The 26466-nt window shown below is 70.5% G+C and carries 23 protein-coding genes; 13 read left to right on the top strand and 10 right to left on the bottom strand.

Going from position 1 to position 26466, the window contains the following annotated elements; all coding sequences use genetic code 11:
- Nucleotides 1-22: 22 nt before the first annotated feature.
- Nucleotides 23-1669 carry a formylmethanofuran dehydrogenase subunit A gene (locus GGQ91_RS11680; protein ID WP_182591992.1) on the bottom strand — a complete coding sequence of 549 codons (1647 nt, stop codon included), beginning with the start codon at nt 1667-1669 and terminating at the stop codon, nt 23-25.
- Nucleotides 1663-2733: a molybdopterin-binding domain-containing protein gene (locus GGQ91_RS11675; protein ID WP_043383726.1), complete on the bottom strand. Its 1071-nt coding sequence runs from the start codon at nt 2731-2733 to the stop codon at nt 1663-1665. The genes GGQ91_RS11680 and GGQ91_RS11675 overlap by 7 nt, the downstream gene beginning before the upstream one ends.
- A gap of 469 nt (nt 2734-3202) precedes the next feature.
- Between GGQ91_RS11675 and GGQ91_RS11670 the strand changes: the two genes are divergently transcribed.
- The 8 genes from GGQ91_RS11670 to GGQ91_RS11635 all read left to right on the top strand — a co-directional run bounded on the left by GGQ91_RS11670 (nt 3203) and on the right by GGQ91_RS11635 (nt 10654).
- Nucleotides 3203-4180 (top strand): beta-ribofuranosylaminobenzene 5'-phosphate synthase family protein, encoded by a 978-nt coding sequence (locus tag GGQ91_RS11670; RefSeq protein WP_179698202.1) that lies wholly within the window; start codon nt 3203-3205, stop codon nt 4178-4180.
- Nucleotides 4181-4266: 86 nt separating this feature from the next.
- The gene (locus tag GGQ91_RS11665; RefSeq protein WP_043357114.1) at nt 4267-5160 is read left to right on the top strand and encodes an NAD(P)-dependent methylenetetrahydromethanopterin dehydrogenase; all 894 of its coding nucleotides are present in this window, start codon (nt 4267-4269) and stop codon (nt 5158-5160) included.
- Between the two features lie 21 nt (nt 5161-5181).
- On the top strand, nt 5182-6333 hold the full coding sequence (locus GGQ91_RS11660; RefSeq protein ID WP_182591991.1) for an ATP-grasp domain-containing protein: 1152 nt from the start codon (nt 5182-5184) through the stop codon (nt 6331-6333).
- Nucleotides 6330-7304 carry a methenyltetrahydromethanopterin cyclohydrolase gene (mch, locus tag GGQ91_RS11655; RefSeq protein ID WP_043383730.1) on the top strand — a complete coding sequence of 325 codons (975 nt, stop codon included), beginning with the start codon at nt 6330-6332 and terminating at the stop codon, nt 7302-7304. Before GGQ91_RS11660 ends, mch begins: the two co-directional genes overlap by 4 nt.
- A 112-nt stretch (nt 7305-7416) precedes the next feature.
- Nucleotides 7417-8325, top strand: a complete 909-nt coding sequence (locus GGQ91_RS11650; RefSeq protein ID WP_043383731.1) for an ATP-grasp domain-containing protein — start codon at nt 7417-7419, stop codon at nt 8323-8325.
- Nucleotides 8326-8336: 11 nt separating this feature from the next.
- Nucleotides 8337-9200, top strand: a complete 864-nt coding sequence (locus GGQ91_RS11645; RefSeq protein ID WP_182591990.1) for a triphosphoribosyl-dephospho-CoA synthase — start codon at nt 8337-8339, stop codon at nt 9198-9200.
- A gap of 238 nt (nt 9201-9438) precedes the next feature.
- On the top strand, nt 9439-9951 hold the full coding sequence (gene fae, locus GGQ91_RS11640) for a 5,6,7,8-tetrahydromethanopterin hydro-lyase (protein ID WP_043353182.1): 513 nt from the start codon (nt 9439-9441) through the stop codon (nt 9949-9951).
- A gap of 373 nt (nt 9952-10324) precedes the next feature.
- On the top strand, nt 10325-10654 hold the full coding sequence (locus GGQ91_RS11635; RefSeq protein WP_246410650.1) for a hypothetical protein: 330 nt from the start codon (nt 10325-10327) through the stop codon (nt 10652-10654).
- Nucleotides 10655-10760: 106 nt separating this feature from the next.
- Here GGQ91_RS11635 and groL read toward each other — a convergent pair whose 3' ends face one another.
- Both groL and groES read right to left on the bottom strand, forming a co-directional pair.
- Entirely contained in the window at nt 10761-12401 is a 1641-nt protein-coding gene (groL, locus tag GGQ91_RS11630) for a chaperonin GroEL (RefSeq protein ID WP_182591989.1), read from the bottom strand.
- Nucleotides 12402-12475: 74 nt separating this feature from the next.
- Nucleotides 12476-12766, bottom strand: a complete 291-nt coding sequence (gene groES, locus GGQ91_RS11625) for a co-chaperone GroES (RefSeq protein WP_010682002.1) — start codon at nt 12764-12766, stop codon at nt 12476-12478.
- A gap of 213 nt (nt 12767-12979) precedes the next feature.
- Here groES and GGQ91_RS11620 point away from each other — a divergent pair, with 213 nt between their 5' ends.
- The gene (locus GGQ91_RS11620; RefSeq protein WP_043351732.1) at nt 12980-13966 is read left to right on the top strand and encodes a CorA family divalent cation transporter; all 987 of its coding nucleotides are present in this window, start codon (nt 12980-12982) and stop codon (nt 13964-13966) included.
- A 206-nt stretch (nt 13967-14172) separates the two neighbouring features.
- On the top strand, nt 14173-15633 hold the full coding sequence (locus GGQ91_RS11615) for a methyl-accepting chemotaxis protein (RefSeq protein WP_182591988.1): 1461 nt from the start codon (nt 14173-14175) through the stop codon (nt 15631-15633).
- A 121-nt stretch (nt 15634-15754) separates the two neighbouring features.
- Here GGQ91_RS11615 and pdeM read toward each other — a convergent pair whose 3' ends face one another.
- From pdeM to GGQ91_RS11600, 3 genes are all read right to left on the bottom strand, one after another.
- On the bottom strand, nt 15755-16468 hold the full coding sequence (gene pdeM / locus GGQ91_RS11610) for a ligase-associated DNA damage response endonuclease PdeM (protein WP_043351737.1): 714 nt from the start codon (nt 16466-16468) through the stop codon (nt 15755-15757).
- Between the two features lie 41 nt (nt 16469-16509).
- Nucleotides 16510-19107 (bottom strand): DEAD/DEAH box helicase, encoded by a 2598-nt coding sequence (locus tag GGQ91_RS11605; protein WP_403091163.1) that lies wholly within the window; start codon nt 19105-19107, stop codon nt 16510-16512.
- Between the two features lie 122 nt (nt 19108-19229).
- Nucleotides 19230-20186 (bottom strand): alpha/beta hydrolase, encoded by a 957-nt coding sequence (locus tag GGQ91_RS11600; RefSeq protein WP_043383200.1) that lies wholly within the window; start codon nt 20184-20186, stop codon nt 19230-19232.
- A 287-nt stretch (nt 20187-20473) separates the two neighbouring features.
- Here GGQ91_RS11600 and GGQ91_RS11595 point away from each other — a divergent pair, with 287 nt between their 5' ends.
- Entirely contained in the window at nt 20474-20827 is a 354-nt protein-coding gene (locus GGQ91_RS11595; RefSeq protein ID WP_043351744.1) for a DUF6460 domain-containing protein, read from the top strand.
- A gap of 130 nt (nt 20828-20957) precedes the next feature.
- Entirely contained in the window at nt 20958-22316 is a 1359-nt protein-coding gene (locus GGQ91_RS11590; RefSeq protein ID WP_246410649.1) for an MATE family efflux transporter, read from the top strand.
- A 34-nt stretch (nt 22317-22350) separates the two neighbouring features.
- Here the strand turns inward: GGQ91_RS11590 and GGQ91_RS11585 are convergent, their stop codons facing one another.
- On the bottom strand, nt 22351-22692 hold the full coding sequence (locus GGQ91_RS11585) for a hypothetical protein (protein WP_043383204.1): 342 nt from the start codon (nt 22690-22692) through the stop codon (nt 22351-22353).
- Nucleotides 22693-22907: 215 nt separating this feature from the next.
- On the opposite strand from GGQ91_RS11585, the gene GGQ91_RS11580 reads away from it, so the two are divergent.
- Nucleotides 22908-23801 carry an HpcH/HpaI aldolase/citrate lyase family protein gene (locus GGQ91_RS11580; protein WP_043383208.1) on the top strand — a complete coding sequence of 298 codons (894 nt, stop codon included), beginning with the start codon at nt 22908-22910 and terminating at the stop codon, nt 23799-23801.
- A 92-nt stretch (nt 23802-23893) separates the two neighbouring features.
- Here the strand turns inward: GGQ91_RS11580 and GGQ91_RS11575 are convergent, their stop codons facing one another.
- Together GGQ91_RS11575 and GGQ91_RS11570 are read right to left on the bottom strand one after the other, a co-directional pair.
- Complete coding sequence (locus tag GGQ91_RS11575) at nt 23894-24169, bottom strand: hypothetical protein (protein WP_043351746.1); 276 nt, start codon at nt 24167-24169, stop codon at nt 23894-23896.
- Complete coding sequence (locus GGQ91_RS11570) at nt 24166-26463, bottom strand: FdhF/YdeP family oxidoreductase (RefSeq protein ID WP_043383213.1); 2298 nt, start codon at nt 26461-26463, stop codon at nt 24166-24168. Before GGQ91_RS11570 ends, GGQ91_RS11575 begins: the two co-directional genes overlap by 4 nt.
- Between the last annotated feature and the right edge of the window lie 3 nt (nt 26464-26466).

Raw genomic sequence — 26466 nt, 5'->3', positions numbered from 1 at the left:
TTCCCGCGGCTCGCCCCTCTGATCACACCCGGCATGGCACCGCCTCGAAATTGTCCGGACCGTCGCCGAAGGCCGCGTCGGGCACGGCGAAGCTGTCGAGGCCTTCGCCGAACCGCTCCGTCAGGTAGGTGTCGGCGCGCTTCGCCATGGCCTTGTCGGACTCGACCGTCAGCGACAGCGTCCGGCCGGCCCGCCATTCCACCACTTCGCCGTCCTCGACGATCGGCACGCCGTCCTTGAGGACGAGCTTGGCGGCGGTGAACATCGCGGTTCGGTCGGTGTCGTCCCGGTAGACCGCCACGTCCGCCCGGGCACCGGCCCGCAGATGGCCGCGGTCGTCCAGCCCCAGCAGCTTGGCCGGACCCGACCGGGTCAGCTGCGCGATTTCCGAGAGCGTGTACTCGCGCTCCAGGCCCGGAAGGCCGGAGCGCTCGCCCACGATCTTGGGCAGCGTCGCGATCTCGCGGTCACGCTCCGACTTGTCCATCAGCAGGTGGATGATGCGCGGGTACTGGGTGAACGGGCCACCGTTCGGGTGGTCGGTCGTCAGGATCGTCCGCTCCGGGTCGGTGGAGAGCAGCATGATCTCCAGGCCGATCGCCCATTGCAGCGAGCTGGTCGGGCCCCGGGGCCGGTACAGGAACGGCACCACGCCGCCGCCCTCGGCGTCGCCCGCGTTCAGCACCCACTTCTTCGGCTTCGCGCCTTTCCGGCCCGCGAACTGACGGAGGATGTCGAGGGACACCGTCACCGTCTGGCCGAACACCACCTGCCCGATGTCGAGGGTGGCGTTCGGATTGTCGGCGATCGCCTGCGCGATGCGCTCGGCGGCCGAGCGGAAACCGCCGGTGCCGGGATTGGCCGGATCGACCGCGCCGTAGGCGTAGAACTGCGCGTGGGCGAAGTGGATGCGCCGACCCTCCGCTGCATCCAGGGTCGCCATGAAGCTGTCGTCCGCTCCGGGCAGGCCCAGGTTGTTGCAGTGGACGTGCAGCGGGTGCGGGACGCCGATCTCCTCGACCGCGTCGAGGAGCGAGCCCATGATCTGCCGGGTCGAGAGCCCGTAGCAGGGGATCTCGTCGTCCAGCGACAGGCGCAGCGCCCCGTCCTTGAAGGCGGAGGCGCCGCCCGCGTTGATGCACTTCACCCCGAGGCCGCGGGACTGGGCGACCGACAGGGCGACGAGGTCGCGCACGGCGTTTCCGCCCTGGCGCTCGCGCAGAATCTCCAGAAGCTGGTCGTCGTTGCCCATCACCGTGAGGGCGCCGCGGTCGAGCAGCGGGATGTCGGCGAGCTCGAGCTGCGTGCCCAGGGCGTGGGTCGGCGGCATCGCCGGCTCGACGGCCGTGGTGTAGCCCATCCGCGCGTAGGTCGAGCCGATCCAGGCCGCGGCCCCGCCCGCATGGGCGAAGGGATGGCCGTCGGGGGCCGCCTCGCTCACGTAGAGGTCGGGCAGGAGCAGCCGCGAGGTGATCACGTTGCCGCCGGCGATGTGCGAGTGCACCTCGACGCCGCCGGCCATCACAACGCAGCCCGCCGCATCGATCACGGCGTCGGGCTCGCGGCCCGGCGGATCGATGATGCGGCCATCCTCGATCCAGACGTCACCGACAGAATCGCGGGACGCGGTCGGATCGACGACGCGCCCGCCCCGGATCACGCTCAGCATGCGGAATCACTCCTCGACGCGGCCTGCAGCGTGGCCAGACGCTCCTTGAGCGCGGCCAGCACCGACGCGGCCGACGGCAGATCCGACGGCGCAGTGGCCGGCCAGAAGGTCAGGGCGGCGCGCTGCTCGTTCCACAGGACGCCGCCGTGGTCGCGGCCAGGCTGGCCGACAGAGATCACCACCTCGGCAGCCTGCGCCTCGCCTTCCGCGACCAGAGCCACGGACGGCACCGTGGACAGCCAGTCCGGGCGCGCCACCGGGACGGCACCGAGCCAGAGAACGGCGTCGGCCTCGCCAGCAGCGACCTGCCGGGCGGCGTCGAAGCGCCAGGGATCATGCTCGGGGACGCGGCGCCCGAAGCCGCTGCGCGGCGCCTGACCGGTCGTCCAGGCCGAGACCGGCACGACGGCCCGGTCCTGCCCGGCCGCACCGACCGCCAGGGTGAAGCAGCGTGTGGTCTCGCTCAGCTCCATGGCGAGGCCCTGGAGCATCTCGACACCGAACTCGCCGAGTTCGGCCGGATCGTAAAGCAGCACGCCGTACTGCGCGGCCGCGAGCCGGGACGCGATCTGCCCCGGCAAGGCGTCACCGGCGAGATGCCCGCGGGCATAGGCCCGCAGCTCGGCCACGGCCTCCGGCAGCCCGCCATCGGCGGGCCAGGCCAGCGCCGCACCGGCGTTCGCACCGACCGCCAGGAGGGCCCTGTCGGATCCGGCGGCACGCCCACGGGTCGGCTTGGCGTCGATCAGGCGTTTCATGAGCGGCGCCTGCCAGGGGGCGGCACCAACGACGAGAACCGTGTCGGCGCGTCCGACGGCCTCGGCAGGCGTCGTCGTGAGGGCACCGACCCGGCTCAGCGCTCCGAGCTCGGCATAGGTCCCGGCCGCGCCGGCGGTATCGACCGAGGCGCCGATGCGCCCCGCGAGATCATAGGCTGCGCGGATCGCAGCCACGTCGGCGCTGAGGCCGGCGATCACCGGCGCGCGCGCCTTGGCGAGCAGGGATGCGGCCGCCTCGACGGCGGTGCCCGCGTCCGTCGCGCCACCCTTCACCCAGGCTGCCATGCTCCCTCTCGCAACGTTCTTGCTTGGTTTCGGAGCGGGCGACGGCCGTAAGACCGGACGAAGCAGGTGCGCCTCAGCATGAGGGTTCCCCACCGAATCGGAATGGCGCATCCGCCCGGCATGTCCGGGCAGCGGCAAACTCGGCGCGCCGTCGCAACCCCTAGGTTTGCATTCATCCGCGCACCGCGGCAAGGGGGGTCCGGCGGCGATCCGCATCGCAAGGTGGATCGCCAGGGGGTTTGCAAGGTGGTTCGCGAGGTGGATTGCGCGGATGGGCCGGCGCCGCCCCGCGATCCTGCGGACACCTTGTGCGGACAGGCCGAGCGACCGCGCAACCTGAACTGGAACCGAGCGCCGGAATTGCCGTGATGGCGGTGCGATCCAGGCCTGTCCAAGTTGCCTGGCCCCGGGCCACGTGTGAAAAGCGCGCCGCGCATGCGCCGGGCCTGCGGGATTCGAGGGACGTGTGTTGGGCGAGGTCCCTGAAAGGAACGAGGTGGCAGCGGACGGTGCCGTGCGGGTCGAGGCCCCGGCACGGCTGCATTTCGGATTCCTGGACCTGCACGGCGGTCTCGGCCGCCGGTTCGGCAGCATCGGGCTCGCCATCGACGCGCCGTCCCTCGCCCTGAGCGCCCGTCGGGCAGCGCGGCCTTCCGTGGAGGGCCCCGAAGCCGACCGCGTGCGCGGCTATGTCCGTGCCGCCACCGCCCATCTCGGGCGCGGCGAGGATGTGGCGGTGACGGTGGAGCGGGTCATCCCGGCCCATGCCGGTTTCGGTTCGGGCACGCAGCTCGCCCTCGCGGTGGCGGCAGCCATGGCACGGCTCAGCGGCGAGCCCTTCGCGCCGGACGCCTTCGCGGCAACCCTGGACCGGGGCAACCGGTCCGGCGTGGGCCTGCGCGCCTTCACGGAGGGCGGCCTGATCGTCGATGGCGGCCGCGGTGCGGACGGGGGCCCGCCTCCGGTCATCGCGCGTCTGCCCTATCCCGAGGCCTGGCGGATCGTCTTGATCCTCGATCCGGGCATGGCGGGCGTGCACGGGACGCGCGAGGTCGAGGCGTTCCGCGATCTGCCGCGCTTTCCCGAGGCCCAGGCGGCGGAGATCTGCCGGATCACGCTGATGCAGGTCCTGCCCGCGGTCGCCCTGGCCGAGCCCCAGGGCTTCGGTGCCGGCATCACCCGAATCCAGACGCTGATCGGCGACCATTTCGCGCCCCATCAGGGGGGCCGCTACGCCAGCGCCGCGGTGGCGGAGGCGCTGGCGAGCATCGCCGCGCAGGGCGTGCCGGGCTACGGGCAGTCCTCCTGGGGGCCGACCGGCTTCGCCCTGATGGCGTCCGAGGCCGAGGCCCGCGCCCTGGTGGCCGGCCTCGACCGTGGCGGTCCGCTCCGGTTCGTCATCGCCCGGGGCCGCAACAGTGGCGCTTCGGTAACCGGTCCGGCGTGAGCCGCCCACCCCGGACTTGACCCGGGGCACCGCTCCGGGTTTGGACGGTGGACAGGCGCATCTGTCGCGCGCCGCATGAGGATTCCATGGCCCGCTCGATCCTCCACATGCTGACGCCGCTCCGGCACATGAGCCCGTTCGACGTGAACATGGCCGTGGATGCCGGGTTCGAGACGGTGGTGACCTACACCGAGGTCAGCCTCGCCGACGTGGTCTCGCTGACCCAGGATTCGATCTTCTCGCGGTCGCCGGCCGACGGGACGCGGACGGGCATCTTCATCGGCGGCAAGAACGCCGAGGACGCCCTCGACATGGTCGACCGCGCCAAGAAGGCCTTCGTGCCGCCCTTCGTGAACCACGTCTTCGCAGATCCGGCCGGCTCGTTCACCACCGGCGCGGCCATGGTCGCCCAGGTCTCCCGCGCCCTGCGGCAGAAGTTCAACACCGACCTCACCGGCAAGCGCATCGTGATCTTCGGCGGCGCCGGCGTCGTCGCCTACGTGGCCGCGGTGATCGGCGCCCTGCAGGGCGCCACCACCGTTCTGGTCGGGCACGACGGCGAGGAGCGGGTCTCGAAGATCGCCTTCACGATGAAGTGGCGCTTCGGCATCGAGGTCGGCGCTGTCGACGGCACGACCCCCGAGGATCGCCGCGCCGCCATCCGCGACGCCGACGTCATCCTCTCCGCCGGGCCGGCGGGCATCCCGATCCTCACCGCGGAGGACCTGAAGTCGGCGCCGAAGCTGCTCGTCGCGTCGGACGTCAACGCCGTGCCGCCTGCCGGCATCGCGGGGATCGACGTGAACGCGGTCGATGTCGCCCTGCCCACCGGCAAGGGCGTCGGCATCGGCGCGCTGGCAGTCGGCAACGTGAAGTACCAGACGCAGCGGCGCCTGTTCGACCGGATGCTCGCCTCCGACACGCCGCTCTGCCTCGATTTCCGCGACGCCTACGCGCTCGCGGTGGAGATCGCCGGCTAGTCCGATACGAGCCGGCCCCGGATGGCGGATGCGGTCCTGATCGCCGCCCAGGCCGGGCGCGCCCTGGCCGAGGCGGCGCGGCGTGCCGGGCTTCGTCCTTACGTAGCCGATCTGTTCGGGGACGCGGATACGCTCGCCGCCGCCGAGGCCTACCGGCCGCTGCCCGGCCGCTTCGGAACCGCGCCGGCCGTGGACGCGACGGTGGCCGCGCTCGACCATCTGGCCGGAGCCGCCGGCCGCCCGATCGGGCTCATTCTGGGCAGTGGCTTCGAGGACGCGCCGGACTTGATCGGGCGCCTCGCCGCGCGGCACCGGCTGATCGGCGCGTCGGCCGAGACCGTCTCGACCCTCAAGGCGCCCCTGGCCTTCGCGGCCCTCTGCACACGCCTCGGCGTGCCGCATCCCGCGGTGGCAACCGACCCGCCGCCGGATCCGCGGGCGTGGCTGCTCAAGCGCGCGGGCGGCAGCGGCGGCAACCACATCCGGGCTGCGACCCGGTCGCCGGCACCGCAGGGCCACTACTTCCAGCAACGCGTACCGGGCCGGCCGCACGCCCTGAACTTCCTCGCCGACGGCCGGACGATCCGCATCCTCGCCGTCACCGAGCAATGGTGCTCGCCGTCGCCGATCCGTCCCTTCCGCTATGCCGGGGCCCTGGCCCGCGGTGCCGGGGAAGCCCCGGCGCTCCCCGTTGCGCTCGTGGACGCCATCGCCGCCGGCACCGAGCGGATCGTCGCCGCGACCGGCTTGCGGGGGCTCGCCAGCGCCGACCTGCTGGTCGAGGGTTCGGCGTGGTGGCTCACCGAGATCAATCCCCGGCCCGGCGCGACGCTGGACATCCTCGACCGGCGCGGCGTTCCGCTGCTTCGCGCCCATATCGCGGCCAGCCTCGGCACGATGCCGGACCCCGGGCCGCATCCGGCGGATGCGGCGGCCGCGCAGATCTGTTACGCGGACCGGGAGCTTGCGCCTGTTCCGGACCTCGAGTGGCCGGACTGCGTGCGCGACCGTCCGTGCCCCGGCTCGGTGGTCCGCCGCGACGCGCCGCTCTGCACGGTGCTGGCCGAAGGCGCGGACCGGGCGGAGGTGCTCGCCCTGTTGGAAACGCACACGGCGCGCCTGCGGGCCGTCTGCGCGGCGAAGAAAACTCACCCCGAGGAAGCCCTGTCATGAGTGCCAGCCAATCCTATCCCAGCATCAACGCGCTCGCGGCGCCCCTCGTCGAGCGGCTCGTGGCGGATGCCGCGACGCTGCGGCTCTCCGTGACGCAGGCGGCCGGCGGCGCCCGGATGGTCGATGCCGGCGCGCAGGCGAGGGGGTCGATCGAAGCCGGGCGGCGCATCGCCGAGATCTGCCTCGGCGGCCTCGGCACCGTCACGATCGCGCCGACCGGACCGATCGCCTCGTGGCCCTATTCGGTGACGGTCCACGCCGCCGACCCGGTCCTCGCCTGTCTGGGGAGCCAGTATGCGGGCTGGAGCCTCGCGGACGAGACCGGTGATTCCGGCTTCTTCGCCCTCGGCTCGGGGCCCGGCCGGGCGGTGGCGGCCGTCGAGGACCTGTACCAGGAACTCGGCTTCCGCGACTCCGCCACGAAGACCGCCCTCGTGCTGGAAGCGGCGGGCGGGCCGCCGGAGAGCGTCGTCGCCAAGGTCGCCGAGGCCTCCGGCCTGAAGCCCGAGGACCTGACCTTCATCTTCGCGCCGACCCAGAGCCTCGCCGGCTCCACCCAGGTCGTGGCCCGCGTCCTCGAGGTGGCCCTCCACAAGGCCCACACGGTCGGCTTCGACCTGCACGCCATCGTGGACGGGATCGGCTCGGCGCCGCTGTCGCCGCCGCACCCGGACTTCATCAAGGCGATGGGCCGCACCAACGACGCGATCATCTACGGCGGACGCGTGCAGCTCTTCGTGGATGCCGACGATGCCGATGCCAAGCAGCTCGCCGAACAGCTGCCCTCGACGACGTCGAGCGACCACGGCGCGCCCTTCGCCGACATCTTCGGCCGGGTGAACGGCGACTTCTACAAGATCGACGGCGCCCTGTTCTCGCCGGCCGAGGCGATCGTCACGTCGGTGCGCACCGGCGTCACCTACCGCGGCGGCCGTCTGGAGCCGACGCTGGTCGACGCGTCCTTCGCGTGAAGCACGCCGGGCTCCCTCTCCCCTGCGGGAGAGGGAGCCCCAACCGGATCCGGATGGCGACATCTTCCTGGCCCCCCCGCAGGCGGGTGGCAGCGTGACGATCAGGACCCCCATGCGCATCGGGCTCGCGGCCGATAACGGCACCTGGCACAAGAACCGCCTGCTGGCGGCCCTGCGCGCGAGCGGCGTGGAGCCGGTCCTGTTCTCCCTGGCGGACGTCGCCGTGGTCACGGGCGGCAGCGAGCCCCTGCGCGTGCCGGGCTTCCCGGACGCGCTGCCGGACGGCGTGCTGATGCGGACCATCGCGGGCGGCACCTTCGAGGCGACGACGATGCGGCTCGGGGTGCTGCACGCCCTTGTCGCGTCTGGTGTCACCGTCTGGAACGCCCCGACCGCGATCGAGCGCTCGGTGGACAAGGCCGCCACGTCGCTGCTCATCGACCGGGCCGGGCTCCCGACGCCGGAGACCTGGGTCTTCTCGAAGCGCGAGGCGGCGGCGTCCCTGGTCGCCGCCGAGGCACGGCCGGGTGCGCCCCTGGTGCTGAAGCCGCTGTTCGGGTCACAAGGCGAGGGACTTGCCCTCATCGAGCGCCCGGAAGACCTTCCCGACGAGGAGGCAGTGGCGCGGGTCTACTATCTCCAGCGCTACGTTCCCCGCCGGGACGGATTGTGGCGCGATTACCGGGTGTTCGTCTGCGACGGACGGGCCATCGCCGGCATGATCCGCGAGGGCGACGGCTGGATCACCAACGTCCACCGGGGCGGCCGGCCGCTCCCCTGGGCGATGCCGCGTGCCGCCGCCGAGTTGGCCGAGGCGGCCGCCGCCGCGGTCGGCGTCGATTATTCCGGCGTCGACCTCGTCGAAGACGGGGAGGGCGGGTTCTCGGTCCTGGAGGTCAATTCCATGCCGGCCTGGTCGGGCCTCCAGACCGTGTGCGAGACCGATATCGCCGCCGCGGTGGTGCGCGGCTTCCTCGCCGCGGCCCGCGGCGCCAGCCGTCCCCGGCTCGTGGTGGCATGAGCGGACCCGGCATGAGCGGACCCGGCACGAGCGGAACCGGCACGAGCGGCCTCGACGCGGCGCTGATCGGCACGCTCTACCGGGCCGCCTGCCTCGCGGAGCTCGACGCCCTCAAGCCCGGCAATGTCCACGCCTACGCGCCCGGCCATCGCATGGTGCTGGCGGATTTCGTCACCAGCGCCGATGTCTCGGGGCCGGCACTGGCCCGGGCGGGCACCGGCGTGGGCATGCGGATCCGCGACGGCGTCGCCGCCACGATGGCGGCGGTGGGCCAGAACACCAATCTCGGCATCCTGCTGCTCTGCGCCCCCCTGGCCGTCGCGGCCGAGCGGGGCCTGACCGTCGCGTCGGCGCTCGATACGCTGAACGCCACGGATGCGGACGCCGTCTTCGCAGCCATCCGCCTCGCCAATCCGGGCGGCCTCGGCCAAGCCGAGCACCACGACGTCGCCCAAGCGGCGCCCGCCGCCCTGCACGATGCGATGGCGGAGGCCGCCAACCGGGACCGGATCGCCCGCGCCTACGTGACGGACTTCGCGGACGTGCCGGCGATCGGGCTCGCGGCCCTGGCCGAGGCCCGCGCCGGGGGGCTCGACCCCACATGGTGTACGACCGCGATTCATCTCGCCTTTCTCCAGGCGGTCCCCGACAGCCATGTCGCCCGCAAGCACGGCGCCGCGGCGGCCGAACGCATCCGCCGGGAGGCCGAGTCCCTCCGCGCCGGGATCGACCTCGCCGCACGGCCGGTCGACGCGCTGCTGGCCTTCGACGCGTCGTTGAAGGCGCGGGCCATCAATCCTGGCACGAGCGCCGATTTTACGGTCGCGACGCTGTTCTGGGACGCCCTTGCGGCTGCCGGCGCACGGCTGGTCTGACCCGGGCGCACGATCCGGGGATCGCGGCACCGGACAGATGGAAATTCCTTCGTGTCAGAGCCTTGCGCGGGTTGTGAGCCGCTGGGCCCCGCTGTAGGGTCCGCCGCGCTGTCCGGCCCAACCGGCTCGGCTCATCCGGCTCGGCCGGCATGGTCGGGCGCCGATAACAAGGATGGCTTCCCGGCCGCGGCACCGCCCGGCGCGCGGCTCTATTTCGGAATCCAGGGAGAGACACCGAATGGCGAAGATCACCAAGGTTCAGGTCGGCGAAGCGCTCGTCGGCGAGGGCAACGAGGTCGCCCACATCGATCTCATCATCGGACCGCGCGGCTCGCCCGCCGAGACGGCTTTCTGCAACGGCCTCGTGAACAACAAGCACGGCTTCACCAGCCTGCTCGCGGTCATCGCGCCGAACCTGCCGTGCAAGCCGAACACCCTGATGTTCAACAAGGTCACCATCAACGACGCCCGTCAGGCCGTCCAGATGTTCGGCCCGGCCCAGCACGGCGTTGCCAAGGCCGTGCAGGACGCGGTGGCCGAGGGCATCATCCCGGCGGACGAGGCCGACGACCTGTACATCCTGGTCGGCGTGTTCATCCACTGGGAGGCGGCCGACGACGCCAAGATCCAGAAGTACAACTACGAGGCGACCAAGCTGTCGATCCAGCGCGCCGTCAACGGTGAGCCGAAGGCTTCGACGGTCACCGAGCAGCGCAACTCGGCGCAGCACCCCTTCGCCGCCAACGCTTAGATCGGGGACGGTCCTGGGCAGAGCGAGCCTCCGCCCGCACCGCGGGGCCTGCTCCAGCGACTGGCTTCGATCTTCCTTGGCCGATAGGTAAGCCTTTGAACGGGACGGCGAAAGCCGTCCCGTTTTTCGTTCGTCGCCCGCCACTCGAAACGCCGCGAGACGGGGCTTCGGGCGCCGGCGCGCTGGACGCATCATGGTCGGCGCGCGCGACCGCGGACGCGCGGACTGAGCCCGAGACGTCGACCTCCCCTCGACCGCTGTGCGCCTTCGCGGCAGGGTAAGGCGCGGTCGCACCGGTGACGCGGCGGCGCCGCCGACGTCGCGGCTCCGCCGTTGATGTGGAAGAACTCCATCGCGGCGCGCGGATACTCTGTTGTCGCGGCCGCGCCAATCAGAGCCGCAAGGTCAGGTCATGCCAACAGCCGCCGAAGAATCCGCAGCCCTGCGCGATGATTGGATGCACGGCGGCCATCTGGTCCTCGTCGCGGATCCCGATCCGTCGGATCACGCGGCGATCCATGCCTGGATCCTCGACGTCATCGAGGGCGGCGGCGGAGACCCCGATCACGACGGTATCCGCGACCTGATCTACCACAGCCTGAACTTCGACATCCCTTTCCAGGCGACCGAGCGTGTCCGGCAATCCTTGATTGCCACCGTGCGAGCCCGCCTTCAGGCCCCGGCGTCGCGTCAAGGCCGCTGAGCCCGACCGGACTCCGCCGCGCGCGCCGAGCAGCCACGGCAGCGCCAAAAGAAAAGGGGCCGCCTCTCGGCGACCCCCTTCCTCCGTCATGCGCGGTGGCGTGGACTTAGAAGTCCATGCCGCCCATGCCGCCGCCCGGCATCGCCGGAGCAGGGCTGTCCTTCTTCGGAGCGTCAGCGACCATCGCCTCAGTGGTCACCAGCAGGCCGGCGACCGAGGCCGCGTCCTGCAGGGCGGTACGCACCACCTTGGCCGGGTCGACGATGCCGGCCTGGATCATGTCGACGTACTCTTCGGTCTGGGCGTTGAAGCCGTAGGTCTCGGAGTCCGCCTTGTCGGTGATCTTGCCGACCACGATCGAACCCTCGACGCCCGCGTTCTGGGCGATCTGGCGGATCGGGGCTTCAAGGGCCTTGAGGACGATCTTGATGCCGGCCTGGACGTCCGGAATGTCGGACTTCAGGGCAGCGACCGCCTTCTTGGCGCGCAGGAGCGCGGTGCCGCCGCCGGGGACGATGCCTTCCTCGACCGCCGCGCGGGTGGCGTTGAGGGCGTCGTCGACGCGGTCCTTCTTCTCCTTGACCTCGACCTCGGTCGCGCCGCCGACGCGGATCACCGCGACGCCGCCCGCGAGCTTGGCCAGACGCTCCTGAAGCTTCTCGCGGTCGTAGTCCGAGGTGGTCTCCTCGATCTGCGCCTTGATCTGGCTGATCCGGCCCTCGATGTCGGCCTTCTCGCCGACGCCGTCGATGATCGTGGTGGTCTCCTTCTCGATCCGCACGCGCTTGGCGCGGCCGAGCATCGGGAGCGTCACGTTCTCGAGCTTGATGCCGAGGTCCTCGGCGATCATCTGGCCCTTGGTCAGGATCGCGATGTCCTCGAGCATCGCCTTGCGGCGGTCACCGAAGCCCGGCGCCTTCACGGCCGCGACCTTCAGGCCGCCGCGGAGCTTGTTGACGACGAGCGTGGCGAGCGCCTCACCCTCGATGTCCTCGGCGATGATCAGGAGCGGCTTGCCGGTCTGGACCACGGCCTCGAGCACCGGCAGCATCGCCTGGAGCGAGGAGAGCTTCTTCTCGTGGATGAGGATGTAGGGATCCTCGAGCTCGGCGACCATCTTCTCCGCATTCGTGATGAAGTACGGGGACAGGTAGCCGCGGTCGAACTGCATGCCTTCGACGACGTCGAGCTCGGTCTCGGCGGTCTTGGCCTCCTCGACGGTGATGACGCCCTCGTTGCCCACCTTCTGCATGGCGTGGGCGATCATCTCGCCGATCTCCTTGTCGCCGTTGGCGGAGATCGTGCCGACCTGGGCGACCTCGTCGGAGGTCGAGACCTTCTTGGCGCGGGCGATGATGTCCTTCACCGCAGCCTGGGTGGCGAGGTCGATGCCGCGCTTCAGGTCCATCGGGTTGATGCCGGCGGCGACGTACTTGGCGCCCTCGCGGACGATGGCCTGGGCCAGCACGGTCGCGGTGGTGGTGCCGTCACCCGCGATGTCGTTGGTCTTCGAGGCCACTTCGCGCACCATCTGGGCGCCCATGTTCTCGAAGCGGTCGGCGAGCTCGATCTCCTTGGCGACGGTGACGCCGTCCTTGGTGATGCGCGGGGCGCCGAAGCTCTTCTCGATCACGACGTTGCGGCCCTTCGGGCCGAGCGTCACCTTCACCGCGTCTGCGAGGATGTCGACGCCGCGCAGCATCTTATCGCGGGCGTCGGCGGAGAAACGAACGTCTTTCGCTGCCATTGTGTGCCTCTTATCTGGTTGGGTTGCGCCCCAAGACTGTGGAAAGTCTCAAAGGGCGGTGAGAGGTGATCCGATCAGACGGCGACGACGCCCATGATGTCGGATTCCTTCATGATCAGGAGGTCCTGACCGTCGATCTTGACCTCGGTGCCGGACCACTTGCCAAACAGGACGCGGTCGCCGGCCTTGACGTCGAGCGGGTTGACGCGGCCCTGCTCGTCGCGGGCGCCGGGACCGACGGCGACGATCTCGCCTTCCTGCGGCTTCTCCTTGGCGGTGTCCGGGATGATGATGCCGCCCTTGGTCTTCTCCTCGCTCTCGATGCGACGGACGACCACGCGGTCGTGCAGCGGACGGAACTTCATGAGCTGCCCTCTTGCTTCAGGTCTGGAGTTGGCGTTGATGCGGCCGGCGGGACCGCTCGCGAACTCGACTGTTAGCACTCTGTCTCGGCGAGTGCCAAAGACGGCGGCGAGATAGGCTCGCTGCGGTTCCGAGTCAAGGCTGTCGCACCCCCGCGCGACGGTGCGATGACGCGCCGGCGGCCTTCCTTCTCGCCCCATGGATAATGCGCCGTCATGTTGAGCCTGCACGGACCCGAAGGCCCGGTGGCGTTGCAACCCGGCAGCCCGATCGCGCGCCATACGGTATGGCTCGACCTGAACGACCCGAGCCCGGAGGAAGCCAAAGCGGTCGAGGCGGCGACAGGTCTGCGCGTGCCGTCCCGGGCGGCGCTGTCGGAGGTCGAGACGTCGAGTCGCCTGCGCCGGGTGAAGGGCGGCCTGTCGCTCTCGACGCCGATGATCACCTTCGAGCAGAGCGCGTCGCAGGTGAAGCCGCTGGGCTTCCTGCTGACCAAGGACCACTTCGTCACCATCCGCTTTCACGACCTGCGCGCCTTCGACTCCTCCGCGAAGCGCATCGCGGAGGGCGATGGCAGCACGACCCCGAGCGAGATCTTCCTCGTCGTCCTGGAGGAGCTGGTCGACAGCCTCGCGGACGCCCTGGAGGACATGGGATCGGAACTCGACACTCTCTCGACCCGGATCTTCGACTTCGACGTCCGCGGTGCCGAGCGGCGGCGCCTGGAGAGCCCGCCGCCCCGGCGCCGCGACCTCGCCCTGCGCCGGATCCTGCGGGGCATCAGCAACCGCGGAAAGGTTCTGGGGAAGATCCGCGCCAGCCTGCTCGGGCTCGAACGGATCGTGCCGTTCGTCGCCGCAGCCTGCGACGGCATCGGCCTGCCGGAGGACGCGCGCTTCGAGACGATCAAGCGGGACATCGAATCCCTCGACGAGTTCGAGACGCGCCTCGCTGAGAACGTGCAGTTCCTGCTCGACGCGGCCCTCGGCCTCATCACCATCGAGCAGAACAACGTCTTCCGGGTGCTCACCGTCGTCTCGGTGGTCGGCGTCCCGCCGACGTTGATCGCGTCGATCTACGGCATGAACTTCAAGCATATGCCGGAGCTGGACTGGACTCTCGGCTATCCCTACGCGCTCGGCCTGATCCTTTTCAGCGCCATAGCGCCTATAGTATACTTTCGAATGCGCGGTTGGTTCTGATATTCAGACTGTTTTAACAGCACAAAAAGCGTCTCGCCAAGTGTTAATAGCGCTGAAATCGTCTACCCCGACCTCGAAGGCACTCCGTCATCGCGATCAAAAGTCTTCGATTGCCTACCGCCAAACGGAGACCAGCATAACGCAGCAAGAAAGAGTTCATTAACGCTGCGATGCGATACCCGCGGGCGAGGAATGCGAGTGTCGAAATGTTCAACCGTACGACTTTCAACGAAGCCCAGGCCAAGATCGATGCCCTGGATCGTTCGCTCGCGATCATCGAGTTTTCGATGGACGGAAACGTCGTCCATGCGAACAAGAATTTCTTGAAGCTGATGAAGTATGATCTGCCGGATATTCAGAACCGGCACCACCGTCTCTTCGTAGATAGGGCCTATGCCGAGACCGCAAAGTATACGGAATTCTGGGACAAGCTGAAGACGGGCGAGTACGTCACCGGCGAGTTCCTCCGCCTGGACAAGGACGGCAACTCGGTCTGGCTGGAGGCGACATACAATCCCGTCCTCGACGCCCGTGGCCGGCCCGTGAAGGTGGTCAAGTTCGCCTCGGACATCTCCGCCAAGAAGAAGGAGATCAACCGGCTCCTGACCATGATCGACAACGTTCCGGTGGCCGTCATGACGGCCGACCTCAAGAACGACTTCAAGATCGACTATATGAACGCCACCTCGCGCCGGACCCTCGGGACGATCGACCAGCATCTGCCGGTGAAAGTCGACGACATGCTCGGCCGGTCGTTCGACATCTTCCACAAGAATCCGAGCCACCAGCGCACCATGCTGGCGGATGCGAGCCGGCTGCCGCACTCCACCAAGATCAAGGTCGGACCCGAGACCCTAAACCTGCGCGTCACGGCCGTGAACGACGAGAAGGGTCAGTATCTCGGGCCGATGCTGACCTGGGCCGTGGTCACCGCGCAGGTGAACATGGAGACCGACGTCAAGCGGGTGGTCGAGGCGGTGGGCTCGGCCATCCAGGAGATGCAGAACTCGGCCGAAGGGCTGATGCAGTCCGCCGAATCCGCACGGCACAAGGCCTCGTCGGTCGCGGCAAATTCCGAGCAGATGAACGGCGCGATCCAGGAGATTTCCGGTCAGGTCGGGCGCGTCTCGGAGCGCGCGCAGCAGATCGCCGCGCAGGCCGGGACCACGGACGCGACCATGCGCCAGCTCGCCGAGAATGCCCGCAAGGTCGACGCGGTGGTCAGCATGATCAAGTCGATCGCCGACCAGACCAATCTCCTGGCGCTGAATGCGACCATCGAGGCGGCGCGGGCGGGGGCCGCCGGCCGCGGCTTCGCGGTGGTGGCCTCCGAGGTCAAGGCGCTCGCAGAGCAGACCGCCAAGGCGACTGGCGAGATCACACAGCAGGTCTCGGCGATCCAGAGCGCCACCGGCGAGGCGGTGGGAGCGATCGAGATGATCACCGCGGCGGTGGGCGAGTTGTCCAAGCTGACCCTGGCGATGGCGAGCGCCGTCGAGGAGCAGGCGGTCTCCACCCACGAGATGGCGGGCAATATCGGCGGTGTTTCCGAGGCCGCCAATGCCACCGGTCAGCTCGCCCGGGCCGTCCAGGATGTCGCCGAGAGCCTCGCGGGCCACTCGGCAAGCCTGTCGGACAGCGTGACCCGGTTCATGAAGACGGCCTGAGGCCGGATCAGACCGGGCGCCTCGCCGCGGCGCCGTCCTGCCGAACGAAGCGAGGCGATCCCGTCGGCGCGGCGCATCGAGACGACGCGCCGCGCGAACGTGCGCGGGATGACGGGCGCGCTCAGTCCCGGGCGAGCTGCGCCCGGCCGATGGCGAAGACCCGGCCGTCGCCGAGGAGGTGGGCGGTGAATCCCTTCGGGAACAAGCCCTCGATGGCCTTGTCGCGCACGTTCAGCCCGCCCGCATAGGCGCCGAAGGCCGGCATCACCAGCCGCGTGCCATCCGTGACGAAGCAGCGGCGGCGGACGGCCCGCCCCCGCATCGCGACCTTCCCGCAGGGATGGAGATGGCCGGCGATCTCGCCGGGAACGGGCTCCGGGCTCGGCTCGTGGCGCAGGACGAGGCCGCCGAGGGTCAGCGCGTCGGCGTAGCGCCCGCCGACGCCTTCGTTCACGGCCGCATCGTGGTTGCCGGCGATCCAGACCCAGTCCCGGCCCTCCTGCAGCGCCGCCACCAAGGCGCGGTCGCCCGGCTCCATGCGCTCGGGCCCGCGGGCGTCGTGGAAGGAGTCGCCCAGGGCGACCACGCGGGCGGGCTCGTGACGCGCCACCGCCTCGTGGAGGCAGGCGAGCGTCTCGCGGGTGTCGTAGGGCGGCAGGAACTGGCCGGATCGGGCCGCGTAGGACGAGCCCTTCTCCAGGTGGAGGTCGGACACGATCAGCGTCCGGTGCTCCGGCAGCCAGAGGCCGCCGCAGAGATCGAGCACCAGGGTCTCGCCCGCGAGCATCAGGGTGGGGTGCTTGTGAGTCTTCTCGAGTCTCAGGCCGGCCGCCAAGATCGCATCCTCGGTGTCGTCGGGGGAGGGCGGATCGACGGTCAGGACAGAGCCTCTTGGAGAAGCTCCGCCTCGGCCTCGGCCAGGATCTCGTCGGCGCCCTCGCCGTAGACCCGCTCGCGCCCGATCTCGAGCATCACGGATACGGAGAGCGGCGAGACCCGGTCGAGAGACCTGTGGATGATTCGCCCCTGGATGCGCTCTAGCATCATGCCGAGGCGCCTCACGTCGAGGAGTCCGGTTGCCGCATCCTGCCGCGCCGCCCGCAGCAGGAGGTGGTCGGGCTGGTGCTTGCGCAGTACGTCGTAGATCAGATCGGTCGAGATCGTGACCTGCCGGCCGGATTTCTTCTGCCCCGGATGGTGGCGCTCGATCAGCCCGGCGATGACGGCGCATTGCCGGAAGGTGCGCTTCATCATGGCCGATTCGTCGAGCCACGCCTCCAGATCGTCGCCGAGCATGTCGACCGCGAAGAGGTCGCCGATGAAGTCGGGATCGCGGGCGGCGCGTTCGGAAACGTCGCGGGTCGTCCAGATCGCGATGCCGTAATCGTTGGCCGCGAAGCCCAGCGGCCGCAGGCCGTCGCGCTCCAGCCGGCGGGTGAGCAGCATGCCGAGCGTCTGGTGCGCGAGGCGGCCCTCGAATGGGAAGGCGGTCAGATAGTAGCGTTTGCCCCGCGGGAACGTCTCTACGAGCAGATCGCGCTCACCCGGCAGGACCGAGCGGCGGCGCTGCTGGACCAGATACTCGCCGATCTGCTTGGGCAGGCGATCCCACGCGAACGGGTCGGCGATGAGTGCCCGGACCCGGGCGGCGAGGAAGGTCGAGAGCGGGAATTTCGCGCCCGCGTAGGACGGGATCGCCGGGTCGGTGCCGGGCGGTGCGCGGGTCACGAGGCACTCGTCCTCGGCGAGGCCCTCGAAGCGGAGGGTCTCGCCCGCGAACAGGAAGGTGTCGCCGACGGTCAGCGTCTCGGCGAACTCATCCTCGATCTCGCCGAGCACCCGGCCGGATTTCGGCAGGACCGTGCCGGGCTTGCCGCGCAGGGTCCGGCCCAGACGAACCCTGACCCGCGCCGCCTCCACGATGGTGCCGACATTCATCCGGTAGGCCTGCGCGGTGCGGGCGTCGCGCACGCGCCAGAGCCCGTCCGGGCCGCGCAGGATCTTGGCGAAGCGTTCGTAGGCGCGCAGCGCGTAGCCCCCGGTGGCGACGTAATCGACCACCTGCTCGAAAGCTTCCCAGGTGAGCCCGGCATAAGGCACCGCCGAGACGATCTCGTCGTAGAGATCGACCGGGTCGAAGGCGTCGGCGCAGGCCATGCCGAGCACGTGCTGGGCGAGGACGTCGAGGGCGCCCTGGCGGGCATCGGGGGTGTCCTGCGCGGCTTCCTCGACGGCGTCGAGCGCCGCCTGGCACTCCAGCATCTCGAAGCGGTTGCCCGGGACGAGATAGGCCTTCGAGGGCTCGTCCATGCGGTGGTTGGCCCGGCCGATCCGCTGCATGATCCGGCTCGCGCCCTTCGGCGCACCGACATTGACCACGAGATCGACGTCGCCCCAGTCGATGCCGAGATCGAGGGTCGCGGTGCAGACGATCGCCCGCAGCTGACCCGCCGCCATGGCGGCCTCGACCCGGCGGCGCTGCTGCGCGTCCAGCGAGCCATGATGGATCGCGATCGGCAGCGCGTCCTCGTTGAGCCGCCACAGCTCCTGGAAGGTGTACTCGGCCTGAAGCCGGGTGTTCACGAAGACCAGCGTGGTCCGGTGCTCCTTGATGAGCTCGTAGATGGCCGGCATCGAGTGCCACGCGGTGTGGCCGGAGATCGGCAGCGCCCGGCCGAGATCGAGCATGCGCAGATCCGCCTTCGCGCCGCCCGCCACCGTGACGAGATCGGCCATGGGGGGCGCGACCTGCCCCCTCTCCCGAGCGGGAGAGGGCTGGGGTGAGGGACGAGGAGTCTCAGGATCAGGCACGTCGGCGCCGGGCGTCGCGGTCGAGTCAGGTTCTGTGAGTTCTCGTTCTTCACCCTCTCCCGCTCGGGAGAGGGGACCCACGCCCGGTCCCACAACCGTGTCGGCCGTTTCGTCGTGCAAAGTGGGAGGCGCACCCGCAGACGGGGGGAAGGGAAGCGGCCCCTGCGGCACCAGATATTTCCGCAGCTCATCCGGCTCGCGCACCGTCGCGGACAGCCCGATCGCCGCGAGCCCCGGGCTCAGGCGATGCAGACGCGCCAGCGCCAGCGCCAGCAGGTCGCCGCGCTTGGACGTCACCAGCGCGTGCAACTCGTCCAGCACCACGCACCGCAATCCGGAGAAAAACTCGGCCGCCTCGCGGTGGGCGATCAGCAGCGCCAGCTGCTCGGGCGTGGTCAGCAGGATGTCGGGCGGACGGCTGATCTGACGGGTGCGCTTGTGCGCAGGGGTATCGCCGGTGCGGGTCTCGACGCGCACCGGCAACCCCATCTCGGCGATCGGCGCGTCGAGGTTTCGGGCGATGTCCACCGCCAGCGCCTTGAGCGGCGAGACGTAGAGGGTGTGGAGCCCCGCCGGCTTCAGCTTCTGCGTCCCGCGCTCAGCGAGGGCGACGAGGCTGGGCAGGAAGCCGGCCAGCGTCTTGCCGGCCCCGGTCGGCGCCACGAGGAGGGCCGACCGGCCGGCGCCGGCGATCCGCAGGAGATCGAGCTGGTGCGGCCTGGGCGCCCAGCCGCGGGCCGCGAACCAGGCCTGGAACCGCTCCGGAAGGACCTCGGACAGGTCGCTCAGGCGAGCGCCATCAGGAAACGGTCGATCAGTTCCAGGGCCCTCTCGCTCATCGGGCTCGGATAGCGGGCGAACACGTGACACCCGCCGGGATAGACCGCGGTGTGGCCGCCATTGCCGGCCGCCGCCCAGCGCGCCGACATGTACAGCGTGTCGTCGAGGAGGGGATCGGCAGTGCCGATGGTGAACAGGGCCGGCGGCAGCCCCTTCAAGTCGGCATAGATCGGCGACACGTCCGGCCGACGCCGGTCGATGCCCTCGCGGACATAGCCGTCGGCGAACTTGGTCAGGTCGCGGGTGTTCACAACGAGCCGCTCCTCGCCCCAGTTCCGGACCGATGGGGTGAGGCCGAGGTCGAAGAAGCCGGCATTCAGGTTGGCGCCCCGGAAGGCCCGCGGCAGGTTGTGCTTGTCGCGCAGCCGCAGCAGCACCATCACGGCGAGGTGCGCGCCCACCGACTCGCCCCCGATCGTCAGGGCGTGAATGCCGAACTCGACCTTGCCGGGGCCGGCCAGCCAGAGGGCCGCGGCCTCGCAATCGTGCAGCGCCGCCGGATAGGGATGCTCCGGGGCGAGCCGGTACTCCACCGAGAGGGCGACGAAGCCGCAGGTGTCGGCGATCCGCTCCAGCCAGGGATCCTGCTCGTCGGCGGAGCCCCAGACCCAGCCGCCGCGATGGATGTGCAGATAGGCGCCGCGCAGCTTCGTACCGGGCTTGGGCCGGACCACGCGGAGCTTGAGAGGACCACCGGGCCCGTCGATCGTCAGCCACTCCGCCCGGGCGCTGTGCGGCATGGCCGGCGCCGCCTTGGTGCCCAGGCGGCGGCGCTCGCGGACTTCGGCGATCGGCAGCGACCAGGGATCGGGCAGGGCGGCATGCGCCGCCACGATCTCGGCGTTGATCCGGATCGTCTCGGGATCGATCGTCGCCGGGTCGAACAGGGCGTGGTCGATCATCGTGCGTATGGTCCCGTCGGCACTCGAGCCTCTCACAACACTCCCATATCCCGGGAGTTCTCCCTTTGGTCGAGGGGGCGCTGCGACAACCCGGCGTCGTGCCCCACCCCGTCCTGCATCTTGGCCCTGCATCTTGGCGTGCGCGTCGCCGCTTGCCATCTGCACGGCGCAGGAGAAACCCGCCAACGCCCGATCCGCGTTCCGGTTTCGACGCGGTGTGGTGCGCCGGCCACGGTTCCGCCCGCTTCGTCGCCGATCCGAAGGCCCTGAGGCTTCACGAGGACGCAATGCTCGTCGATCACGACCGGCGCCGGCAAGGCTATCAGCAGGGCGCGCCGCCGAACGCCCCCTACGGGGCGGAGACCTACCGGTCGCGACCCTCGGCGCTCCGGCGCTTCCTCGGCGGCTCGCCCGCCGGCGTGTTCCTGCGCCTGCTGTTCCTGTCGGTGCTGGTCGGCGCCTTCATGTCGATGCTCGGCCTCACGCCCGGGCGGCTGTTCTGGCACGTCTATGATTCGGCGCGGGCGCTGATCGATGTCGGGCTCGCCTCGCTCCACGATTTCGGCGGCTGGATCCTCGCCGGGGCGATCGTGGTCGTGCCGCTCTGGCTGATCGCGCGCCTCTTCGCCGTCTCGCGCTGACCGAATTCGAGGCCGACCGGCACGGTCAGGCCCGTCATCCCGGCGCCGCGGAGCGGAGCCTGGGAGCCTGACCCGCCGATGCCCTCCTCCGGCTTTGCGCGGACGGCGCAGCTTACCAGCGTGAGGCCTGATGCACGCCGCCAGCCCCGGCCGCCCGACGAACCGCCGCGTCCTGGCTCTGGCGCTGCCGATGACGGTCGCCAACGTCACGACGCCGATGCTCGGCTTCGTCGGGGCGGCGGTGATCGGCCGGCTCGGCGACGCGGCGCTGCTCGGCGCCATCGCCCTCGGCGCGGTGATCTTCGACGCGATCTTCTGGTCGTTCGGGGCGCTTCGCATGGCGACCGCCGGCCTGACCGCGCAGGCGGTCGGCGGACAAGACGAGCCGGAGGTCGACCGCATCCTCGCACGGGCGCTGGCGGCGGGCGCCCTGATCGGCCTCGTCCTGGTGGTCCTGCAGGGGCCGCTCGCCCAGCTCGCCTTCCGGATCAGCGGAGCGAGCGAGGCCGTGATTGCGGGCCTTGCGACCTATTTCCACATCCGCATCCTGTCCGCGCCCTTCGTGCTGGCGAGCTACGGCGTGCTCGGCTCGGTCCTGGGGCGCGGGCGCACCGATCTCGGCCTGCTGCTGCAGGTCGCGATCAACCTGACCAATGTCGCGCTGACGCTCACCCTGGTCCTGGGCTTCGGCCTCGGGCTCGCCGGGGCGGCGCTGGCGACGCTGGGCGCCGAGGCGCTCGGGCTCGGCCTCGGGCTGGTCCTCCTGGCGCGCCTCGGCGCGCGGCCGTTCCGGGTGCCGCTGCGCGATCTCCGCGACGCCACGGCGCTCCGCCGGACGCTCAGCGTCAACGGCGACGTGATCCTGCGGACGCTCGCCCTGATCACCGGCATCGTGCTGTTCTCGGCGCTGGGCGCCCGGCAGGGCGACGTGGTGCTGGCGGCGAACTCGGTCCTGTGGAATCTTTTCCTGATCGGCGGGTTCTTCCTCGACGGCTTCGCCACGGCGGCCGAGACCCTCTGCGGCCAGGCGGTGGGCGCCCGGGACGCGGACGCATTCGATGCGGCCGCCACCCTGTGCCTGCGCTGGTGCCTCGGCTTCGGGCTCGCGGTCAGCCTGCTGTCGCTGGCGGGCGGCGCGGCCTTCATCGATGCCGTAACGACGAACGGGCCGGTGCGCGAGGCGGCGCGCTCCTACCTCGTCCTCGCGGCCCTGGCGCCGCTCGCCGCCGCTGCGCCCTTCGCGTATGACGGGATCTACATCGGCGCGACCTGGACCCGGGCGATGCGCAACCTGATGGCGTGCGCGCTCGCCGCCTATTGCGCGATCCTCGTGCTGGTCGAGAGCCTGGGCCTCGGCAATACCGGGCTGTGGCTCGCCTTCGTGAGCTTCCTGGGCGCCCGGGGCCTCGGACAGGCGATCGCCTTCCCGGGCCTCGCCCGGGACACGTTCCGGGAACCAGCGTCATCCGCATGCGAACAGGCGGCCTAGGCGGATTCCGCGTCCGTGCGAGGCGAGCGGCCTGCTAGCGCGGATCCTTCCAGGTGGTGGGCTGGGCGGACGGCGCGGCGCGGGCGACGGTGCCCGTGGTGCGCGGCATGACGGCCTCCGCCCGACGCGGGTAGGACCGGCGCGGCGCCGCGGAGCCGTAGCGGCGGCCCCGGCGGACATGGCGGCGCCCGCGCTCCGTCGAGTTCCCCACGAAGCCGCCGACCACGGCGCCCGCGACGGCACCGATCGGCCCGCCGACCAGCGCCCCCGCGACCGCGCCGGAGCCGACGCCGAGGGTGGTCCGGCTCTGGGCCCGGGCCGCCTCGGGTGCCGCCAATGTCCCGAGCAAGGCCAGGGTGACCAAGACTTTGCGCATCGTCGAGTTTCCGGGTTCCAAGAATTGGTTTCGTCCGGCCTTTAAGCGGCGGAACATGACCAAACCGCGGCTTCGATCTGCGCAGAGAGGCCGCGGTATCAAACCGCCCGGGAACTCACCGGCCCCGATCGTCAGGGTGTGGCGCGGCCGGTTTCGTGCTTTAGGGTGCAGTGCAACGACAGGAGGCCGCGCGACGGCCCAGGAGGGAGAAGCCGATGGCCACGACGACCGATCTGCGCCTGCGCCGGAGCGTGCTCTACATGCCCGGCTCGAACCAGCGGGCGCTCGACAAGGCCAAGACCCTGCCGGTGGACAGCATCATTCTCGACCTCGAGGATGCCGTCGGTCCGGAGGAAAAGGAGATCGCCCGGGAGCAGGTCTGCGCCGCCGTGAAGAGCGGCGCTTACGGCAGCCGCGAGCTGATCATCCGGGTCAACGCCCCGCAGACCCCCTGGGGTGAGGCCGATCTCCACGCCGCCATCGAAGCCAAGCCCGACGCGATCCTGATGCCGAAGGTCTCGTCGCCGGCGGTGCTGGAGAGCATCGCCGACCGGCTCGAATCCCTCGACGCCCCGGAGGGCATCGCGATCTGGGCGATGATCGAGACGCCGGCCTCGATCCTCAACATCCAGGAGATCGCACGGGCCAAGCGCGATCCGCGCAACCGCCTGACCTGCCTTGTGCTGGGCACCAACGACCTCGCCAAGGACACCTGGGCCAAGATCGTGCCCGGCCGCGTGCCGATGCTGCCCTGGATGATGATGGCGCTGGCCGCGGCCCGGTCGGAGGGCTTGGCCATCCTCGATGGCGTGTACAACGACATCGCCGATACCGAAGGCTGTCGCGAAGAGTGCCGTCAGGCCCGCGACCTGGGCTTCGACGGCAAGACGCTGATCCACCCGACGCAGCTGGAGCCCGCCAACACGTCCTTCGCCCCCACCGAGGAGGAGGTGCGCCGGGCCAAGCTGGTGATCGAGGCGTTCGAGCGCCCGGAATATGCCAAGCGCGGCGCGATCAAGCTGGAGGGTCGGCTCTACGAGCGGCAGCACCTCGGCGTGAACCGCCGGGCAGTCACCTGGGCCGAGGCGATCAAGGCGAAGGGGTTCTGAACCGTCTTCCAGCCCGCAGCGCCACCCTCTGCCGTGTCGCGCGGGCCTGGGTCATCGCGCGACCCTCGTGATGACAGGTCCGCGCTTGTTCATCACGTGGCGCACCCGGCGGATTCGTAGCGCGTCCGCTGGGTGCGCCCATCGCGCGCCGTGACCACGACGAGCCCCGCCTCCTCCAGGCCGACCAGCGACCGCAGCACGAGGGCGTGCTCCACCCCGAAGGTGCGGGCGAAGGCGCGGCTGTCGCCCGGCAGGCCGAGATCCAGCGCCGCCAGGAGACCCGCCGACAGCGGGTCGAGGCCGGGATGAGCGGCCGAAACCCGGTCGAGGGCGGCGACGAACGCCGCCTCGTCGGGGCCCTGGCTCACGCGGCCACGGGCGCCTGCAGGGTCACCAGCACGGACTTGGAGGTCGGCGTGTCGCTCTTCTCGCCGAAGGTCGACAGGGGCACCAGCACGTTCAGCTCCGGATAGTAGCCGGCCAGCGATCCCCGCGGCATGTCGAAGGGCACGAGGCGGAAATTCTCCGCGCGGCGGGTGATGCCGTCGTCGTGCGTGCCCACGATGTCGACGCGCTCGCCGAGCCGGTCGCGGATCGCCGCGAGGTCGTCCGGATGGGCGAACAGGACGCGGCGCTCGCCGTAGACGCCGCGGTAGCGGTCATCCATCCCGTAGATCGTGGTGTTGTACTGGTCGTGGCTGCGGAACGTCTGCAGCACGAACGTGTCGCGGGCCTTCCGGGCGGCCTGATGTTCGGTTTCGGCCGGCAGGGCATCCGCCGAGAAATTGGCCCGGCCGGTGGCCGTCTCGAACACCCGCTCGGCGGCGAGGTTGCGCAGCATGAAGCCGCGGGGCTTGCGCACGCGGGTGTTGTAGCCGGTGAAGCCCGGGATCGTGGCGGCGATCGCCTCGCGGATCCGGTCGTAATCCGCGGCGAAGCCGGCCCAGTCGATGGCGGAGGCGCCGAGTGTCGCCTGCGCCATCCCGGCGATGATGGCGATCTCGGACCGCAGCTCCTTCGAGGCCGGCTTGTTGATGCCGCCCGACCCGTGGACCATGCTCATCGAATCTTCGACGGTCACGATCTGGATCTTGCCCTCTTCGGTCCGGTCGATCTCGGTGCGGCCGAGGCAGGGCAGCAGGTAGCCGACCGCGCCGGGCACCAGATGGGCGTGGTTGAGTTTCGTGGCGATGTGGACGGTGAGCCGGCACGACGCCAGCGCCTGCGCCACCACCGGCGTGTCGGGCGTCGCCCGCAGGAAGTTGCCGCCGAGCCCGATGAAGGCCTTGGACGTGCCGTCCCGCATGGCGCGGATCGCCGCGAGCACGTTGTGGCCGTGCCGGCGCGGCATGGCGAGGCCGAAATGCTGCTCCAGGGCGTCCAGGAAGGACGCGGAGGGGCGCTCGTTGATGCCGACCGTGCGGTCGCCCTGAACGTTCGAGTGGCCCCGGACCGGGCACAGGCCCGCGCCGGGGCGGCCGATATGGCCGCGCAGGAACAGGAGGTTGGCGATCTCCCGGATCGTCGCCACCGAGTGCCGATGCTGGGTCACGCCCATCGCCCAGGTGGCGATGACCCGCTGCGCGCCGAGATAGACGTCCGCCATGGCGGCGATCTCGTCCATCGTGAGGCCGGACTGGTCGAGGATCGCGTCCCAGGAGGTCGCCTCAACGGCCGACCGATAGGCGTCGAGACCGGCGGTGTGGTGCTCCAGGAAGGCCTGGTCGAGGAGCGACGGCCGGCCGGCCGCCAGGGCCTCGGCGTCGCGGGCGAACACGATCTTGGCGATGCCCCGGAAGGCCGCCATGTCGCCGCCCGAGCGCGGCTGCAGATAGTGGCTGGCGATGGGGCGGCTCGAGCCGCGGAGCATCTCGACGGTGTTCTGCGGATCGGCGAACCGCTCCAGGCCGCGCTCGCGCACCGGGTTGAGCACCACGACCTGGGCGCCGCGCTCGGCCGCCCGGCGCAGGTCGCCGAGCATCCGCGGATGGTTGGTCCCGGGATTCTGGCCGACGCAGAAGATCGCGTCCGCCTTCTCGAAATCCTCCAGCAGGACCGTGCCCTTGCCGATGCCGATCGCATCGATCAGCGCCACGCCGCTCGCCTCGTGGCACATGTTCGAGCAGTCGGGGAAATTGTTGGTCCCGTAGGCCCGGGCGAAGAGCTGGTACAGGTAGGCGGCCTCGTTGGAGGCGCGGCCCGAGGTGTAGAACTCGGCCTGGTCCGGATGGTCGAGCCCGCGCAGGGTCGCGCCGATCTCCGCGAAGGCCGCGTCCCAGCTCACCGGCAGGTAGCGGTCGCTCGCCGCGTCGTAGCGCATCGGATGCGTCAGGCGGCCCTGGCCCTCGAGGGCGTAGTCGCTCCAGTCCCGCAGCTCGGTCAGCGTGTGCTTGGCGAAGAAGGACGGCTTCGTGCGCTTGTCGGTGGCCTCCCAGGAGACCGCCTTCACGCCGTTCTCGCAGAACTCGAAGGACGAGCCGTGCTCCGGGTCGCCCCAGGCGCAGCCGGGGCAGTCGAACCCGTCGGGCTGGTTGGCCTTCAACAGCGCGCGGGCGCCGGTGAGGGGCGCGCGGCTGCCGAGCAGGTGCTTGCCGCAGCTCTTCAGAGCACCCCAGCCGCCGGCGGCGGATGAGCGCTTGGAAGACCCTTCAGATTGGGCCATGAA

It is taken from the genome of Methylobacterium fujisawaense, assembly GCF_014138435.1.
Lineage (GTDB): Bacteria > Pseudomonadota > Alphaproteobacteria > Rhizobiales > Beijerinckiaceae > Methylobacterium > Methylobacterium fujisawaense.
This window is presented reverse-complemented; position numbering and strand designations above follow the sequence as displayed.

What these genes read in the sequence shown, in the direction of transcription:
- GGQ91_RS11680 (WP_182591992.1), bottom strand. Translation starts at nt 1,669, where the DNA reads ATGCTGAGCGTGATCCGGGGCGGGCGCGTCGTCGATCCGACCGCGTCC.
- GGQ91_RS11595 (WP_043351744.1), top strand. Translation starts at nt 20,474, where the DNA reads ATGCTCGTCGATCACGACCGGCGCCGGCAAGGCTATCAGCAGGGCGCG.
- GGQ91_RS11580 (WP_043383208.1), top strand. Translation starts at nt 22,908, where the DNA reads ATGGCCACGACGACCGATCTGCGCCTGCGCCGGAGCGTGCTCTACATG.
- GGQ91_RS11585 (WP_043383204.1), bottom strand. Translation starts at nt 22,692, where the DNA reads ATGCGCAAAGTCTTGGTCACCCTGGCCTTGCTCGGGACATTGGCGGCA.
- groL (WP_182591989.1), bottom strand. Translation starts at nt 12,401, where the DNA reads ATGGCAGCGAAAGACGTTCGTTTCTCCGCCGACGCCCGCGATAAGATG.
- groES (WP_010682002.1), bottom strand. Translation starts at nt 12,766, where the DNA reads ATGAAGTTCCGTCCGCTGCACGACCGCGTGGTCGTCCGTCGCATCGAG.
- GGQ91_RS11570 (WP_043383213.1), bottom strand. Translation starts at nt 26,463, where the DNA reads ATGGCCCAATCTGAAGGGTCTTCCAAGCGCTCATCCGCCGCCGGCGGC.
- GGQ91_RS11675 (WP_043383726.1), bottom strand. Translation starts at nt 2,733, where the DNA reads ATGGCAGCCTGGGTGAAGGGTGGCGCGACGGACGCGGGCACCGCCGTC.
- GGQ91_RS11590 (WP_246410649.1), top strand. Translation starts at nt 20,958, where the DNA reads ATGCACGCCGCCAGCCCCGGCCGCCCGACGAACCGCCGCGTCCTGGCT.
- GGQ91_RS11600 (WP_043383200.1), bottom strand. Translation starts at nt 20,186, where the DNA reads ATGATCGACCACGCCCTGTTCGACCCGGCGACGATCGATCCCGAGACG.
- fae (WP_043353182.1), top strand. Translation starts at nt 9,439, where the DNA reads ATGGCGAAGATCACCAAGGTTCAGGTCGGCGAAGCGCTCGTCGGCGAG.
- GGQ91_RS11615 (WP_182591988.1), top strand. Translation starts at nt 14,173, where the DNA reads ATGTTCAACCGTACGACTTTCAACGAAGCCCAGGCCAAGATCGATGCC.
- GGQ91_RS11650 (WP_043383731.1), top strand. Translation starts at nt 7,417, where the DNA reads ATGCGCATCGGGCTCGCGGCCGATAACGGCACCTGGCACAAGAACCGC.
- mch (WP_043383730.1), top strand. Translation starts at nt 6,330, where the DNA reads ATGAGTGCCAGCCAATCCTATCCCAGCATCAACGCGCTCGCGGCGCCC.
- GGQ91_RS11645 (WP_182591990.1), top strand. Translation starts at nt 8,337, where the DNA reads ATGAGCGGACCCGGCACGAGCGGAACCGGCACGAGCGGCCTCGACGCG.
- GGQ91_RS11660 (WP_182591991.1), top strand. Translation starts at nt 5,182, where the DNA reads ATGGCGGATGCGGTCCTGATCGCCGCCCAGGCCGGGCGCGCCCTGGCC.
- GGQ91_RS11665 (WP_043357114.1), top strand. Translation starts at nt 4,267, where the DNA reads ATGGCCCGCTCGATCCTCCACATGCTGACGCCGCTCCGGCACATGAGC.
- GGQ91_RS11620 (WP_043351732.1), top strand. Translation starts at nt 12,980, where the DNA reads ATGTTGAGCCTGCACGGACCCGAAGGCCCGGTGGCGTTGCAACCCGGC.